General features: G+C 52.5%; 23 protein-coding genes and 2 pseudogenes. All 25 read left to right on the top strand.

All coding sequences use genetic code 11. From position 1 onward, the window contains the following. The first annotated feature begins 125 nt into the window (after positions 1 to 125). Positions 126 to 1241, top strand: coding sequence for a hypothetical protein (locus FGS84_RS30110; protein ID WP_138311839.1), 1116 nt, complete (start codon positions 126 to 128; stop codon positions 1239 to 1241). Between the two features lie 60 nt (positions 1242 to 1301). Then, on the top strand, positions 1302 to 1535 hold the full coding sequence (locus tag FGS84_RS30105; RefSeq protein ID WP_138311838.1) for an immunity 17 family protein: 234 nt from the start codon (positions 1302 to 1304) through the stop codon (positions 1533 to 1535). Between the two features lie 13 nt (positions 1536 to 1548). Next, positions 1549 to 2169 (top strand): annotated as a pseudogene (locus FGS84_RS32055) (hypothetical protein). A 12-nt stretch (positions 2170 to 2181) separates the two neighbouring features. Next, positions 2182 to 3021, top strand: a complete 840-nt coding sequence (locus FGS84_RS30090) for a DUF2262 domain-containing protein (RefSeq protein WP_138311835.1) — start codon at positions 2182 to 2184, stop codon at positions 3019 to 3021. Positions 3022 to 3033: 12 nt separating this feature from the next. Further along, positions 3034 to 3396: a hypothetical protein gene (locus FGS84_RS30085; protein WP_138311834.1), complete on the top strand. Its 363-nt coding sequence runs from the start codon at positions 3034 to 3036 to the stop codon at positions 3394 to 3396. Between the two features lie 12 nt (positions 3397 to 3408). After that, complete coding sequence (locus FGS84_RS30080) at positions 3409 to 3912, top strand: DUF2004 domain-containing protein (protein WP_138311833.1); 504 nt, start codon at positions 3409 to 3411, stop codon at positions 3910 to 3912. Beyond that, entirely contained in the window at positions 3902 to 4501 is a 600-nt protein-coding gene (locus FGS84_RS32050) for a hypothetical protein (RefSeq protein WP_138311832.1), read from the top strand. Before FGS84_RS30080 ends, FGS84_RS32050 begins: the two co-directional genes overlap by 11 nt. A gap of 22 nt (positions 4502 to 4523) precedes the next feature. After that, on the top strand, positions 4524 to 5159 hold the full coding sequence (locus FGS84_RS30070; protein WP_138311831.1) for a hypothetical protein: 636 nt from the start codon (positions 4524 to 4526) through the stop codon (positions 5157 to 5159). Positions 5160 to 5185: 26 nt separating this feature from the next. Continuing rightward, positions 5186 to 5740 (top strand): SUKH-3 domain-containing protein, encoded by a 555-nt coding sequence (locus tag FGS84_RS30065; protein WP_138311830.1) that lies wholly within the window; start codon positions 5186 to 5188, stop codon positions 5738 to 5740. Further along, on the top strand, positions 5737 to 6741 hold the full coding sequence (locus FGS84_RS30060; protein ID WP_138311829.1) for a DKNYY domain-containing protein: 1005 nt from the start codon (positions 5737 to 5739) through the stop codon (positions 6739 to 6741). The genes FGS84_RS30065 and FGS84_RS30060 overlap by 4 nt, the downstream gene beginning before the upstream one ends. Before the next feature lie 17 nt (positions 6742 to 6758). After that, entirely contained in the window at positions 6759 to 7304 is a 546-nt protein-coding gene (locus FGS84_RS30055; RefSeq protein WP_138311828.1) for a hypothetical protein, read from the top strand. A 16-nt stretch (positions 7305 to 7320) separates the two neighbouring features. Further along, entirely contained in the window at positions 7321 to 7647 is a 327-nt protein-coding gene (locus FGS84_RS30050) for a DUF5713 family protein (protein WP_055650636.1), read from the top strand. A gap of 5 nt (positions 7648 to 7652) precedes the next feature. Further along, positions 7653 to 8600 (top strand): DUF4241 domain-containing protein, encoded by a 948-nt coding sequence (locus FGS84_RS30045; protein ID WP_055650637.1) that lies wholly within the window; start codon positions 7653 to 7655, stop codon positions 8598 to 8600. Positions 8601 to 8627: 27 nt separating this feature from the next. Further along, positions 8628 to 10109, top strand: coding sequence for a hypothetical protein (locus FGS84_RS30040; protein WP_138311827.1), 1482 nt, complete (start codon positions 8628 to 8630; stop codon positions 10107 to 10109). Between the two features lie 14 nt (positions 10110 to 10123). After that, positions 10124 to 10672, top strand: a complete 549-nt coding sequence (locus FGS84_RS30035; protein WP_138311826.1) for a hypothetical protein — start codon at positions 10124 to 10126, stop codon at positions 10670 to 10672. 19 nt (positions 10673 to 10691) lie between these two features. Next, the gene (locus FGS84_RS30030; protein ID WP_055650640.1) at positions 10692 to 11117 is read left to right on the top strand and encodes a hypothetical protein; all 426 of its coding nucleotides are present in this window, start codon (positions 10692 to 10694) and stop codon (positions 11115 to 11117) included. Between the two features lie 12 nt (positions 11118 to 11129). After that, positions 11130 to 11729, top strand: coding sequence for a hypothetical protein (locus tag FGS84_RS30025; RefSeq protein WP_138311825.1), 600 nt, complete (start codon positions 11130 to 11132; stop codon positions 11727 to 11729). A 31-nt stretch (positions 11730 to 11760) separates the two neighbouring features. Then, positions 11761 to 12360 carry a hypothetical protein gene (locus tag FGS84_RS30020; protein ID WP_055650642.1) on the top strand — a complete coding sequence of 200 codons (600 nt, stop codon included), beginning with the start codon at positions 11761 to 11763 and terminating at the stop codon, positions 12358 to 12360. Between the two features lie 2 nt (positions 12361 to 12362). Continuing rightward, positions 12363 to 12608 (top strand): hypothetical protein, encoded by a 246-nt coding sequence (locus tag FGS84_RS30015; RefSeq protein ID WP_003524798.1) that lies wholly within the window; start codon positions 12363 to 12365, stop codon positions 12606 to 12608. Positions 12609 to 12618: 10 nt separating this feature from the next. Continuing rightward, positions 12619 to 13059, top strand: a complete 441-nt coding sequence (locus FGS84_RS30010) for an Imm51 family immunity protein (protein ID WP_003524800.1) — start codon at positions 12619 to 12621, stop codon at positions 13057 to 13059. Continuing rightward, positions 13056 to 13319: a hypothetical protein gene (locus FGS84_RS30005; protein ID WP_003524806.1), complete on the top strand. Its 264-nt coding sequence runs from the start codon at positions 13056 to 13058 to the stop codon at positions 13317 to 13319. The genes FGS84_RS30010 and FGS84_RS30005 overlap by 4 nt, the downstream gene beginning before the upstream one ends. 10 nt (positions 13320 to 13329) lie before the next feature. Next, positions 13330 to 13644, top strand: coding sequence for a hypothetical protein (locus FGS84_RS30000; protein WP_138311824.1), 315 nt, complete (start codon positions 13330 to 13332; stop codon positions 13642 to 13644). Then, a pseudogene (locus FGS84_RS29995) lies at positions 13644 to 14055 on the top strand (hypothetical protein). Before FGS84_RS30000 ends, FGS84_RS29995 begins: the two are co-directional and overlap by 1 nt. 109 nt (positions 14056 to 14164) lie before the next feature. Continuing rightward, a complete protein-coding gene (locus FGS84_RS29990) occupies positions 14165 to 14527 on the top strand; it encodes an SMI1/KNR4 family protein (protein ID WP_330385453.1) in 363 nt (120 codons plus the stop codon). 9 nt (positions 14528 to 14536) lie between these two features. Beyond that, the coding region (locus FGS84_RS29985; protein WP_138311823.1) for a hypothetical protein at positions 14537 to 16073 on the top strand (1537 nt) is incomplete at its 3' end.

Here is a 16073-nt window from a genome sequence, read left to right as displayed (position 1 = left end):
TTGAAGAAACTACATCCGCTGGTGGATGCGGCTCCTTCAACGCGGCTTCTTCATGTCCTGCGTCAGCCTGTCTTTATGACAGTGCGGCGTGGGGCTTTTTTATTGCCTGAAAGGAGTATGAGAACATGAGTCTGAAATATACCTGCCCCAGCTGTGGAACCCCCTTGGGTTATGAGGGATTGTGTTGGAAATGTAAGTGCGAGCAAGAACGGCAAGCTGCTCTGGCCTGGACGCCGGAACAAATTGTCGAAAAACAAAGAAACTTGATACAGAACATCCAGAGGCTGGCTGATATGGAGGACCCAGAGTTCGCCGACTTTTGGCAGCTGCTTGGCTACCATGATGCCATCACCCCGGAGATTCAGCGAGTGGCACTGGCCGCAGAGGTGTTCTGGCCCTGTGAGATCTATTATCATGCTCCCGCCGATGTGCGGGATGGTCTGATCCATGCGCTGTTGTCCGCGGAATATTCCAGCGCGGCCTCCAACCTGATGAGTTGCCTTGCTATGCAAGGAGATGACAAGGCAATGGAGACTCTGCTGGAGCTGGAGCGAAATCCCCGGCCCTGGCGCAAGGGCCTCTATGTAGACCCATCCAGCTATGCGCAGATCGGAGGCTGGACCTTCGACAAGGAGGGCCAGAAAATCCAACTCAACTTCGACACCTGCTATCCTATGGTCAAGGGAACCACTGGCGAGAAATCTCCCGTCCGCATTGGCCGAGAACGGGAAGATACCTGTCCCCACTGCGGCGGACGCATGGTGGATATATTGGTGCTGGACGGCCGGGATGAGCGTCTGAAATTTCTGGGGTTGGATGGTATCCTGACTGCCACCTGCTGCCCCAGCTGCGTGGGATTCCTCAAAGGCCCCGCCTTCAACCGGTTTACCCTGGATGGCGGCGTGGAGGTCTTTCCCTCTGAGCTATTTGACGGCGCGGAGAAGACGGATTGCTATGTCAGTCCCGAGGAGTACAAGGCCCTCACGGAAAATCCCTTTGTGCTGGACGAAGCGCCTGTGCCCCTGTTTTACGGTGCGGCCTGCCAGGATGTGAATACCATCGGCGGCTTTGCCAATTGGGTGCAGGACGCGGAATATACGACCTGTCCTCACTGCGGCAAGCCCATGAAGTATCTGGCCCAAATCCAGTGGGATATGGTGTTTGACTGTGCGGAGGGCACGCTCTATGTGGAATTCTGCCCGGACTGCCATATCGTATCCATGCAGCATCAGCAGACCTGAAAAAGTCGCACAGTATGAAAAGAGAAATACCAGCAGGTATTTGCGTGAGGAGGAAGTAGAATGAACAGCAAACAGATCACAGCATTTTTGCAAGAGCATTGGTACATTGTCTCGGTGCTCATTGGGGCCGTGATTTTAATCGGAGCGATCCGCAACTGGAACTGGCTCTGCGACCCCACTGGTACGCGGGATGCCCATCGACGCAGCAGAGGATACCGGCGTGTGGTTTTCTTTCTGTTGGGTGTCCTCTTGATTGTGGTGAGCATCTGGGGATTTGTGCTGAAATTGAAATAGGAGGAGCAAACCGATGACATCCATAGACTTTCTGAACAAGGTACATAAAAGCCTAGACTCGCAGGAGTATAGCCTTTCTTATTCTCCGGCAAAGTCCAAGAATTATATGCTGTACTGCAACGGCAACTTCATCGGTGGCCTGTTCGATGAGGAGCTGTGCTTCGTCTACGCCGACAGTGTGAGTGAACTGCTGGGGTAGCCGGAACCCGTCTACCACGGCTACTCCAGCACCGCCCAGCACAGGATGCTGGTGATCCCGGAGGAACATTGGGCGAAGGCGCTGAAACTTCTCTATGCCGAGAAATTTGATTGGAGCCGTTTGGTGTACGACATCACATACACCAGCATCGGCGCGGCTGTGGTGGAGGACTTCTACGACGAGAATGTGGTATTCCTGCGCTTCTGCTTTGAAAAGGAACTGCTGAAAAAGAACCCTCTGGACCGGCAGGGCCGTATCCTGCGGATGGTCTATATCAACCAGGACTTGACAAATACCGGTAAATATTTGTTTCCTGAGTTGCTGGACAAGTTCCTTGCCTTTTTTGATCGGAAAGGAAAAACCAGTCTGGAAACCATGCTGAAACGGTGGTACACCCAACTGGAGAAGGAATACCGCAATCAAACGGCGGGATAAGGAGAATGATCTATGTTTGAAGAATTCTATGAGATGTACGAGCCCGAGGAGCAGGAAGTGATTGCTCTGATCAATCGCTGCATCGGGGGCGGATATAACTGGAAAGGCAACTTTTGGGAAATGACCATTGTGACACTGGGCGTGGTGTTCTGTGACACCGGCAAGGTCAGCACCAAAGAGGAGCGGCTGGAGTGGCCGGTCACCGACGAGGAGCGTAACAGCGACAAGGGCTGGGGACGCTTTCATAACGAGCAGATCTGCCGCCTGAAGATCCGCCGGATGAAAGAAGAATGGGCAAAGGATCTGGTGGTGCGGCCCTGGTGTATCTCTGAGGTGGTCAAGACCTATGAGGACTGCCCGGAACTCGGGGCCGTTCTGGACGAGTACCACAAGCCGGTGGTGATCCAGGACCAGGTGCTGGGAAAGCTCGAGCTGGACAAGGACCATGATGCCTTTGAGGGTGAGATCCAGTGGCGCGGAAAGGATGTGCTTCTTTCCCTGGAGGTCAATGCCGAGAGCAAGCCCTCCTGGACCCGCGCCCGCAGTGCCGCCAAAAAGCTGCTGGCCGACTGTGAAACCTGGGACAAGGCCATGCGGGAGCTTGCGGCAAAGAACCTGACCGAGCTGGCCAACAACTGGCTTTCCCAAGATGAGGAAGCCCCCCGAAATCCGGAAACAGACCCCATTACGGAGGAAGAACTTGCCCGGCGGATCAGCATGACCAGCCTGTCCGTCACCTCCGGCGGCAGCTTCACCGCCTGGTTTGACTGCGATGAGATGTTCACCGACCATGCTGTGACGGTCTACGGCTCCTTGAAAAAGGGCGTCAAAGATGCCAACATTGAGGGATAAGGAGGCGCAGAGATGAAACTGTATGAGTATTGGCTTGGGTTGTATCCCCTTGATTGGGAATTTTGCTTTATGCCAGTGCAAACCTATAAAAACTTCATCACAGAGCAGTATCATAAAAACCCCACTTTTTACAACATCTCAGTGGGTTCCATTGAGAAGGTATTGGCACACATTGATGTCATTTTATCTGCTGCCATGGAAGATTGGAATAATACCACGAACCATGCTGCCCTGCGTTGCCCCCCAATGATCTGTCCTCTCCCAAAGGGACAGGACAGCAATACAGCGGAATTTGCTATCATTCTCAAGATGGATAATGACGGAGATACAGTGGTCTATTCACCAATCCCATTACCCCATCTGGAAAACCAATGAGGAGGTGTATCTATGAAACTGAATTGTAAACGCATTGATTTACCATATACGCCCGGCGAGGAAATCTTCAACTTTCCCGAGGAATCGGGACTGCCCTTTCTCTTTGATGTAGAGGAAGAACTGACTGCTGATCCTGCTGCTATGGATACGGTGGGAGAAATGCTGGATGAGGCGGAGAAATTGGCAGAAAAGGCCAAGGCCGCCATCAAAGCGGCGCTGGCGGACGAGGACAGCCGCTACCATAGCGTTGTGACATTTTTCATGGAGTTCCACCGAGACGATGTAGGCCCGGATATTGCGGCGGAACTCTTTCCGGGAACCGATCCATCCAAGCTGTCCTTTGCCGAGATGGTAGACTTTTTGAAGCTCAAGCGGTTCGGCAGCCTGGTGGATGACGAGATGGATCAGCAAGTTTTCATTCTGGACCTGTCCTTCAATCCGGAGATTACTGACGAACTGATGGTGATCTACTTTGACTTGAACAAGGAGATTTTCTGTATCACCCATGAGAGCTGAGGAAAGAAAAAGAGAAAAATATCTGCCCACGCTTCTGATCCAGCAGATCCGCCTGCAATGGTATAAAGACTGCCGGGGCGGAAACGCCGCCGCACAACGGAACCAGTATCCCAGAGCGATGCGGCTGCCTAAAGACTTCTTCTCTTATTATTCCTTTGGCCTACCTACTCACTTTGCATCTATCGTACAGAGGCCCGATGGATTTCGGATTGATAGGGACTGTCGTAGGCTGATGGAATGGAAGCCTAATGGTACAATGCGACTTCACCCTTTTGAACTGATTCAGCAGGAGTCCGGAATCCAGGTGCGTTACCGCTATGATTGGCATATTGGTGCGATGCCGGAGCGATATACCTACAATAAGACCGGGCAGAAACAGCCCCTCAATGAGCTGGCACTGGATTTGATTCCTGGTGATTATGGTCGGGCTGTCTGCAATGGGCGGTTCCGGGACTGGGATACAGGAATCTGGTATTATGTGCTGGATATTTTGAATGTGATGCCGCTTACGGAGTCCACCGACTCATTGACCAGTTTTACGGACAGAGAACCGAATAAGATATATACCCAGATTGACCGACTGTGGTGATGAAAGACAGGAGGATAACCACATGATTTCCACAAGAGATTTATCTGGCCTTCCCAATGCGGAGCGCCTGAAAAACTTCTGCAAAGGGCTGGCAGCTCTGGACATCATCATGGTGGAGGAGGAATGGAACTTCATCCGCCACTATACATACAACCCCGCATGGCGAAAAGGCAAAGAGGCATTCTTTGCCACTGATGGCAGTGACCAGAGCATGATCGTCATGTTTGCGCCAGAAGGCTGCGTGATCAACGGTGTGGATTCCGAACTCTACGACTGGGAGGAAAAACTTCCCCGTATCGAAGACCTGACGGATGGAATGCCCTCTGCTTTGCAAAAGCTCATGAGCAGCTGTGAAGTCAAAAAGATGAAAAGCACCTTCTGCGTCTGGACGGAAGATGGCACCACATGGCACTGCAATCCCATGGACGGCGAGGACGCATCCAAGGATTTGCTCTCCACGATTGATGGCAATCCGTTGAGCTATGTGGAGTACGGGAAGTGGTTTTATCCAGCCGATCTGCCTTTGGAGGCTGTGCGCCAGCTTGCTGACGGGGTGCCAGTGACAAAAGAACTGGTCACTGCGTTGAACCCGAAACGCAGCGAATGGGAAGAAATCAAGGAGGGTCTGGATAAGATCGGGTATCCACATGAACTTTGATTCACAGCAGACAGGAGATGATTTGAATGATCAAAGAACGCATCCCCATCTCCGGCGATCTCAAAAGCAAGGTCAAGCAGCTGATGGAGTACGCCGGATGGCAGGAAAGCCGCAGTGTGGATATTTCCATTGCGGAGCAGTATTACGCCGATCATGGCGTCCCGATGATGAAGACCACCCAGCGGTTTTACCGCAAGTATTTCGGCCTGTGCTGTGAGTGGTACTTGGCGCAGAAAAAGCTGAAATGGGCGGCGGATTTTGAGTTTGCTTTGTTCCCTTACCTGGTCAACGGGATCAAAAACCATTTGGAGGACGCCTATTTCCGGGATATGTCCGGCTGTGAGCTGGCGGAGATCGAACAGGCTGCCGGTCAGAAGTGCCAGCCCATCGGTCACATCGGCTACTACTACCCGGCAGAGGTCTGGATCTCGGAGTACGGGAAACTGTATGCGAAATATGAGTATCAGGACGAGATCGAGTGCTTCCCCGATGTGTTTGCCCTAATCGAACGGGAACTGCGGCAGTGCAAATTTGATTCCGCTGCCATGAAAACTGTGGAGGCACTGGACGGAAAACTATGAAACAGGACTTTACTATTTGGCGCAATCAAATATTGCAGAATCCGCGGGACATTTTACCGCTAAAATTTGGAATGTCGCAGGATGAGGTCATAGAGATCTTCGGGAAGCCCGATGCCGTTTCCACCATGAGAAGCGGCGGAAAGCCTTTGATACTCAAATATTGTGACATTGAACTGCATTTCGATAGAAAAGCCCCTCATGGGCTCTACTTAGTTTACAGCGACGATGAGATCGAGTTGAGCATCACAGCCGAGCACGAAGAAACGCTGCAACCAATTACCAACACAGAGCCAGTGGACAACGAATTTTTCCTTCGGGATGGAGCCGTCTATTTCTCCGGCCTATATGAAAACGGCTTGTTGAAGGGTGTTGCGCCCAAAGACTTCTGTTGCTGGCATTACTGGGGCAAATCCTCTGCGGCCTGCTTTCTTGGTGGGATTCGCCTTCGTGGAGCAGACCCGGCATCGTTTCGGGTGTTAAACTATGCCTATGCGATGGACAAAACAGCCGTCTACACCACCAGCGGGAGAATCCCAGATGTAGAGCTGGCAGCCTTCCAGGTATTAGACAACGGCCAGAACGATTCGGGTGCACCCCAGGGATATGCAAAGGACAGCCGGCAGGTCTACTTCCACAACGGAGACGGCAAGGTGAAGATCATCAAGGGCGCGGAAGTTTCCTCTTTCCGCTCGTTGGGCGATACCTATTTTGCCAGGGATGAGAAACGGATCTATGCCTACGGCAAACAACTTTCCAAAGCAGAACTGACTTCTTGGGAACTGCTTGGGCACTGGTATTCCCGCGATGCCAAGCGGGTGTACTACCTCAACCGAGAGATCAAGGGCGCGGATCGGGACAGTTTTACAGTTTGCACTCCTGTGGACGCGGCTCTACTTGCCGATCATCTGGCCCGCGATAAAGACCATTTTTACCAAAACGATGAGATGATCGAAGAAACACAGTGGCTGGAACAGCTGCGCAAAATGACCCAAGAACCGTAAACGGAGGGAAAACGACAATGGATTATTTGAAAATACTGCATGAAAACCCTGATTTGGCGGATGAATTTGATTCGCTGTTTGACTTCTTCCTGCTGGATGAGTTATCCCCGCGGAATGACGCAGAAGGCCGATGCACCTTTTCCCTGCCCGGCATGGCCTTTGCCAGAGATGGCTCCGGCGGAGAATACCACCTGTTGGAAGATGGCTCCATTGGATATTACAGCAGCGAAGGGGAGGCAGGCCGTCTCGCCGAGAGCATGGATGATCTCTTTTCCCTGCTTGTGAGCTGTATCTGCTGGCACGACTGCTGTGACACAAAGCAGTATGTAGATTCCAAAACACTGGAGGAGTATGGACAGAGACAGCGCAACTGTAACTTGGAAGATATGGATATGGACAGCTTGCAACGGGTGTCTGATGCCCTCGGCATCCCTGCCGGTGAGCCGCTGGCTCCGGTTCTGGAGCGGTTCCGCAAAGCAACCCAGCGTGAGCCTCTGTATCAGTGTATATTTCACGAGGACGACGGAAGCCTGACCGAATCATACGGTTTGATGTTTGAATGAGAAAGGAGAAATCACGATGAAAGCATTTGACCCCAATTACAAACTGCTGGACGAGATGTATCAGGACAATTACTATCCCACTTTTCTGGTGGACAAGGTAAAGGATGAACTTCAGAAGGTCATCGATCTGCTGGAGAGCGGCGAAACCGACACCGAAGTGGTGCAGGAGACGCTGGACGAGGCGGTCTGCGGCATCAATGATCTCCAGGAGGAGTTTGACGAGCACGACAGCGAGATCGAAACGGTGGCACGGGAATGTATCGCGGCAACCGTGGCCTACATTCTGGAGTGGTTTGGCATTCCTATTGACACCGAGGAGGCTATCCGGGAACGGGACTGGTGAGCCCTATGGCAGAAAAAGAACTGGCCCTTTGTGATGAGTGTGGAAGCCTGTTTTTCAAAGGCTCCTCACAGATGATGGGGCTGTGCCCGGAATGTGCCCATGTTCTCTATGGCTACCCGAATTGTGACCATCATTTTCAGGATGGCCGGTGTGTGAACTGCTATTGGGACGGCTCAAAGAGTGTGTACATCAAGAAACAGAATCAACAGGAGGAAACTGATATGCCTACAACTGAATGGCTGAACAAATACGAAGCAATCAAGAACAAACTGACCTGTAAAGATGACTTAGAGGCCCATTTCACAGAGAAAGTGATTGGGAACATGGCGGTGGATGTACTGGACATCGGTGCCGTCCATTTCCCCACCGGGCAGATCTTCGCTTGCGATCCGCTGGTGGAGCTGGAGGACACTCTGCCGTTCCTTCAAACGATCCCCGCCGGAACTTACCCAGTGAAAATCTGTGTGGTGCCCAGCGAACAATACGGCGACCGCTACGCCTGCGTCAAGGTGGCGGTTTCTCAGGAAAAGCCTGTCCGCTATGAGCTGGGCATGGTGGGCAACGAGAATCTGGACGCGGCGCTGGGAGATGACGACTACTTCGGTTTCGGCGTGGATGCAGGGATGGGGTGTATTGCGGACATCCAGACCCAGGCGGCCTTCAAGATATACTGGGCCAAGCGGCTGGAGGAGGACCCGGACATCGACCCCTACAACGACCTGTTCTGCGACTTACTGGAGGAAAACGCCCAAGCTCACCCCAAATATCAGGGGGACTGCGGCGACTGGCTCAACTGGACAGTGCCGGACACGGACTGCAACCTGCCCATCTTCTCCTCTGGCTGGGGTGACGGTTACTATCCCGTCTACTTCGGCTATGACGCAAAGGGCGAAGTCTGCGCCGTGTATGTGCGCTTCATCGACATTGAAGCCAGTTATCGAGAGCAGGATTAAAAATGTGACAGAACAAAGGAGAGCGCCATGAAAGCCAATGCCGGGGAGGTTTATACCGTCTACAACCAATATCTGAAACGCTACACCGCCTGTCAGGTGGCCTATATCGCGCCGCCGGACTCGGTAAGTGAGCAGCCCTGGGCGGTGATCCTCTCTCTGGACTGGGTGGGTGACACCCCTCTGACGGCGGAGGAACTGCCCCATCTCCGCCCGCTCTACAAGGACTTCATGTACTGGCCCCGTGACCTTCATCTGCTGCGGGTGCCGGTGGAAATCCCACCCCAGTACACGCTGGTGGGTACACTTCCGTCCTTCACCGACCAGCCCTGCCGCTCCTACGGCGGCTGGGACGACGGCTATGATGTGTACCTCCAAATCCGATGGCAGGAGATTCCGGAGGAGCGGCGGCGGGCTTTCAAGGAGGCCATGGAGAGCGACGAGCAAACGGAGATCGGCGGTATCCCGGTGAAGGTCAGCAGCCATCGGGTGACGGACCAGTACGAGCCATTCGATTCGGCGCTGGAACTAAAGGCGCTGCCCTGCCTCTCCGACCTCATCTGCGAGCGGTGGCACCCGGATCTGCTGGAGTTTTTGCGTGGAAATCCCTTCCTCGATGAACTGACTTTGCTGAACCACGGTCAGAGGACACTTGATCTGCGGGGCACCAGCATCAGAAAGCTGATGCTGGACATGACCGGCCTTCAGGAACTGTGGCTGGGTGAGGAAACGGAGCAGCTCCTGTTCCAGAACAAGGGCCCGGACGCCTGTACCATCCATGCCCCCGAAGATGGCAGCGGTTTGACCCTCCAATTTATCGGGCAATATTGCCCGCACACGGAACTGCCGAACCTATGGGGGCTGCATGGCATCCAGCTGAAGGACTTTGATCTGACCGGACTGGCTGCTGTCCATCCCCATCTGAAAGAGCTGAGGCTCTGGGGCGCGCCGGGAAACCTGGGGAACTTCTCCGCCGTGGGAGGGGTCCGGGAACTGACGAACCTATCCACCTTCGACCTGTTCGGTTTCGGGGCGGACGACATCCCTACCCCAGAGCAGATGCCGGAGCTTCGCTGGTTCTGGATGACCAGCCTGCCGGAGACAGCGGCAAAAGCGGCAAAGCAGCTCTGGAAAAGCAAGCCGGGAATGGATCTGCGGATTACCAAACCCCGGAAACCGGAGTGGCTGGCGCAAAACCTGGACAATCCCTTCCGGGGCTGGGACGGTGCGGAGCATATTCCTGCCGCCGCTGCGAAAAAGGCAGCCGGTCAATACCGCAAGACCCGCTCCCTGCTGATGAAGCTGGCCGCTGAGCCGGGCGAGGGCGCCCAGGCTCAGGCGCTGGACGCGGTGGCAGCCTACACCCAGACCTTCAATAAGATGGGCTTTATCGAAACCGAGGAGCGGGACGAGATCTACATGGCCCTGCGGGGTATTCTGGATGCACTCCCGGACAGTGCGATCCAAAAAGAAGCCCTGATTGAAAAGTTTGAGGAACTTCGTGATTTTTGAGGAGGTGACATTGCATGATAGAGTTCAGCAGGGATCATAGCTCGGCATGGATGGAAATGATGTCGGCCTATCAGGTTTTTCGGGTAAAGCTGCTTGATTGGGCCCACGAACCAGATCAGATAAAGCAAACGGATTTGCTGCTAGAGCTGGACTCTTGGGAAAATCGGGATCTTCACAGAAGAATGCTGGTAGTAGATCTTCTGCGCAGCACAGAGATGTGGGACAAAAAGGCTCTCCTCTTAGTCCAGAAAGAACTGACAGCGATTGCCCTACAGGAACAGGATGAGATTGCCGCTTATGCGCGAATGGCATTGTCTAAACTCAAAGACCAGTCGGAGCGGTGTACCATTGCCGATGAGGTGCTTCGTCTTGTAGCGGTCGAGAAAGAAAAGGTGAAACCAGATCCTGTTGTATTCCACAACGGCTGCCTGCTGCTGTATGATTTGCACTGTGAAGCAGAGTTCTCGCAGTATGCAGATCGGTATGCGAATCTGATTGAGCAGGCATACGGTTTAGATGGAAAAGACTTGGCGGACATGAAAAAAACGCTGTCCCAAATCTGATGATCAAGGAGGCTTGAATATGGATGCAAGGATTACAGAATTGTTGGAAGAACTGAAACAGGCAATCGACAAGGCTGCTACCACAGGCGACAAATATCAGTTTATAGATCCGGCCTATGATTTGACTGATGAACTGGAACAGTGCGAAAAACCGTTTGATGCTGTAAGGCCGATCTTGGAACTGATTGAATCTTCTCCCAATATTGACTTCGGTGGTCCTGGACCGTTGGGTAGCTTTATGGAGAAGTTTTACCATGAGGGCTATGAGGAAGAATTAGTCGCATCGCTGAAAAGAAAACCAACTGAGTACACGATTTCTCTCATGTTCCGTATCATTGCAGATGAGGAAAATCCCAATCTGAGCGAATACAAACATCTGTTAAAGACACTTGACTGTGCTTCTGAAATTGATACTTTCTGGTTGGATGAGATTGCGAAACTTTAGAGGGGAAATAGATTGAGTTACACGAAATTCAGCAAGGCAGTGACCAAGTGGCTGAAAGACAATGGTCTGCCCTGCTATGGAACATCCAACGATAGTCCCGAAGAAACAAAGGTCCGACTGGACGCATGGATGCGTGGGAGCAAAGAGGTGCTGCGCCAGTGGATCGCAGAAAAGCGATACCGTGAACTGATCTCCTGCGCCCACGGCGGCTGGTATCAGGATGATGTAATTTTTGAGCCCTTGGCTGAACACTTTGTGGCGAACCACCTGTTTGATGAACTGCGGTTTCTCTGCGAGCGCGGCATCCGTTTTTCCGTGGAAGATATGCTGTCCACCATTAAATCTGAGAAAGAGGAACATGGGGCGCTTGATATAGAAATAATTCGGTCTATCGATGTTCCAAGCTATGTGTCAGGCCGCAGTTATTCCCATTTGGGGGAAATCGCAAAATACAGGAAACGGGCGCTGGATCAGATTATCCGCTATGCAGGCTATCTGGAGCAGATCCACGCACCTGCGGAGTATTTGGAACAGGTAAAGGTCCTGCAAAAGAGCGTTTCTAATCTGACAATCAAAGCAAAAGATTTGAAACCATTCCGGTTTCGGCTGTGAAAGTAATTTTCTGAAAGGAGTGTGCGGGCGCATGAGCCGAATCATTGATGAACCCTACTTTACATACAGTGCATACAACGCCCTGACCTCCGGCATCCAGGTGAAATGCCCCAAGTGCCATGGCACGGGCATGGTAACAGCGGATGATGACAACGCCTATTTCCGCTGCCTGAGCTGCGGCCATCAGGAGACCCGCGACCGGACGATCTACCGTTATGATGTCCATAACCAATGCAAAAACTGCGGCAGGTACTATCGAGTGGATATTGAAGATACAGCAAAACAGCACTTTTCCGTTCTCTATGTGGCCTGTCCCTATTGTGGGAAAACCATGTCGGGAGAAGTTCATAAAACAGCGGAGGCGTTTTCATATATTGGCGAAATCAGGGATGGGAGAGAACCTTATTTCGGGTTGGAACTATGGTTTTTGACTTCATTTCAGGGAAAACCTGTATGGGCACTCAACCGAGAACATCTTGCCTATCTGATCGGCTATCTCAGCGCCGACCTGCGGGAAAAGCCGCCGGGAAGAGCGAAAATGACCCAGGCTGACCATCTCCCCACCTTCATGAAAACCGCAAAGAACCGGGAGCGGATCGTGAAGCTGCTGAGGCAAATGCAGGAGGAATGAGGATGGAACAGGAAGTTATTTTCAACGGCCAAATTCTTACCCTGACTCGGTTTTGGGCAACAGGAGAACCTTGCCTGTGGATTACCGACCCGGAGCAGATCGGGATGCCTAAAATGGAATTTGTGGGAGGCCACCCGGACGAATATTGCATTTTCCTGAAAAATCTGACGGAAACAGAGCTGGCACAGATCACATCTCTGGACGGTGCTCCACTGGATGTAAAAGAAGAACGAAACGACATCGAATGAGGAGAACACTATGAAAGACCTTTGCCAATACGGAAACCGACCGGAGGACGAATGGGAAATCTTGCCCTGGATACCTGACCCGCGCCCGCCCTTCAAAATTTGGGCGAAGCCGGAGCAGATCGCGCCATTCTTTCTCATTCCCCACCACCCCTATGCGATCTCCCTTCTGCTGAAAATCAGTGACGGATTCCGGACAGAGGAATTCCGACGGCTGGGACTGATCGGCAGCAGCGAGGATTGGGAGCGGCTTGTCCGGGGCGTGATCCAGGAGTTCGAGGAAAACAACAGCGGCGTGGATCTGTTTCACTTCGACTCCGACGAAGATGTGTTCTGCGTGTACTCCCAATACATCGATGACCTGATGCTGCTGTCCAAAATGATCCGGGCGGCCTGTGACAATGAAAAAACGATGGGGATGTATCTGAACATGAGCGAGGTTGCGAAAGCATGAAAGAGTTGACCACTCAAACAGGGATTATAGTAAAATGCAGTAAAACGGCCATTGAATTTTTCCAAAATGCTCAATCAGTGGATTTCTTCTCTGCACTGGAGATTCCGAAGGAATTCCAAGACATAGCGGTTGAGTTTTATGATTTGATTCTGGAAAACGACCATCCTACAGCTTTGCTGGGCTGTCGCGGCAATTATGATATTGCGGTACAGATAGATGAAGTAACTGGCACCATGACGGGGTGGCATTGGTTCAAATGAGGGAAATGGAATGATCGAGTACATCAAACTCTTTTGGGAGGGCGCACCGGAGGGAGAACCGTCGGTGATCCTCTATGAAGTGGATACAGGAAATGAGCGGCTGGCTCTCCGCTCCATTGACATCTTTATGGACGGTCACACCCACAACATACCTGACCTTTACGAAGACGCTATCGAGATCACGCCGATCCCCACCGTAGATGAACTGAACGCTCATGTCTGGGGCGAGGAATTCCACGCCTGCGTCATAGAGAAAGCGGAATTTGAGGCCATCTGGGAAAGCCACACCTATGATGGAGCGTTAAAAGAATCAGGAGGGTTCTGATGAAACAGACAGATATTTATACCGAAGCTCTGACCTGTCTGCGCTCCATCCTTCTGGCAGACCATCCAGAATTTCAAAACTGGATCGACTGGCTGGAGAGGGATATTCAGGACTGGACCCAGCGCCGTGAGGTTGCCCACCATCTTCGGGCATACGGCGGCATGGGCTCGTTCAATGACCTGCCCAGTATGCGTGGAAATCATGACTATATTTTCGGCTTTCTCAAGTCCGTGTGCTATGCCTTCGGCCATCTTTATGGCAAACGGGAAGGCATTTCTCCGGAGGCACTGATGGAGGAGTGCCTGCACGATGTAGAGCAGGCAGCCTATCACCCCCCATAAGCCACTGAACCAAGCCATTGCCCAGCACTTGATGCAGGGCGATTTACAGGAAAACCTGGATGCTCTGTGAGGGAAATACAATGCATGACATGAATTTGGAAAAAAACCGCAGTAAAATTCAAACTGCTTATAAAGTAAGCCCCTTCACAAAGGGTACCTGCCCAGAACCGGAGGATGCTGTGAAACGATTTGAAAGCAGGTATACTCCCATCCCCGCAGAGTACCGCTGGCTACTTTTGAACTTCGGCGGCTGCTATTTGGCGGAGCCGTGGATCTTCACACTGAAAGAGTTGGAAGAAGCCTACCCGATTTTTCAAGAGGCTTATGAGGATTACATGAGCGAATATGACCACGGCCCCACCTTTCCAATCGGAGGATTGGGTGACGGGAGTATCGTATTTATCGACTTGGAGAGCGGCAGAGTCCGGGGCTATAACTGTGACTATGCCGATCTGGAGGAGATTGCCGAGAATTTTTCCAGCCTGCTCCTGGACCTTGTGGAACAGGCATTGGAACTGGGAAACCTGTGCAAAGAATTGTGAGGTAAGCGTATGGCAAAGGACATCAGGGAGTGCCTGCTGGCGCAGGCAAGAAAATTTCATCAGTGGCAAGAAATCACTTATCCCGGAAAAACCACCGAGGAGATTGGCGGTGCGTGGGAGGTCGATTACCCTGCGTGGAATGATATATTTGATGCCTTTTGCCATGTGTTGACCCAAATGAATGCAGAAATGGCAGACAGCGTCCTGCTGGATGAGATGGTCTATTTAATTGCCAGGGCCAACGAAGCGGAGGGATTTATACAGGAAACCACTTCCCATCCCAAATGGTTCGAGTGCCTCTGCCGCAGGGCCGCAGCCTCCAATGAGAATGAGGCCAAGTGGCAGTTTGCCGCCTATCTGCCGGAATGCTCATGTAGTCAGAAAGTCAGGGATATAATTCTGGATTTCGCAAAGGACCCCAATGAATATGTGAGCCGGCGGGCGCTTTTGGCGATGCCTGCTCTGCGTCCTGACTGTGTGGAACAATTCGCTCCGCTGTTTTGGGAGCGCAACTGTTACTCTCCTGAACTTCAGGAATACCAGCGGATCGCCGTTCTGATTTCACTGGATGCCATCCATTCCGACCTGCTTCCACAATACTTGGAACGGGCCAAGCAGGATGGTCGGAGCTATCTGCTGGAACACGCAAAACGAATCGAAGGAGGACTTTCCATGAACGAAAAACTGTCCCGTCCCCAATTCAATCAAATGGATACCACCGAGAAGCAGGCGCTGATGGAAAGCCTGGCTGCTCGTTATACTATGACCTTTCTCGGTCTACATACCTTTGACCACTGGGGCCAGAGCTGCACCACCGGCATCTTCGAGAAAGATGGTCGGGAGTTCGTCTTTGTCCCCGGCGATACCGTCACCCTGGGCTGGGAGCAGTTTGCCGTGGGACTGAATCAGGAGAGCCGGGAGGAATTGGAGTATCTGTTCCAGGAATGGGAAATGGAGCAGGACCCGACAGAACTCATTGGAGAGAGTATGGCTCCCGTTCGGCAGGCGGCCATTGGCCCCATGCTGGTGGGCCGGGAACTGGAGGAAATTAACTGGGAGCCAGTCAAAATGGACGATCCCAGGCTGACTGCCCACCCTGACTGGCTGAAGGAGTTCCGGGATTTTGCCTGGAGTGACAGCAGCAGTCTTACCTTGCATCAGTCAGCTCGCATAGAACGGACAGAAGATGGATTTCAGATCTGTATCTATAACCGCACAGACTACGATGCGCTTCTTGCCATGCTGGAAAACAGGGGCTTCTCCCTGCCCACGGCGGACGAGTGGGCCTACCTGTGTGGCGGCGGATGTCGGACCCTGTTTCCATGGGGAGATGGGTTAGACTACTCCATGCGTCTGCACTGGTTTGAGGACATGGATGAGGATGAGAACCGGCCCTATGACATGGAGGAACCCAACTTCTTCGGCTTGTCCATCGCCTACGATCCCTATATGCGGGAAGTGGTGCAGGCTGATAGGCTTACCACCTGCGGTGGTGACGGCGGGTGCAATATCTGCGGCGGGCTGGGCCCATTTCTCGGTTTCCTAC

The organism is Clostridium sp. 1001271st1 H5, assembly GCF_005845215.1.
Taxonomy (GTDB): Bacteria; Bacillota; Clostridia; order Lachnospirales; family Lachnospiraceae; genus Enterocloster.
The sequence above is the reverse complement of the archived record's forward strand: the minus strand, read 5'-3'. Positions and strand labels throughout refer to the sequence as shown.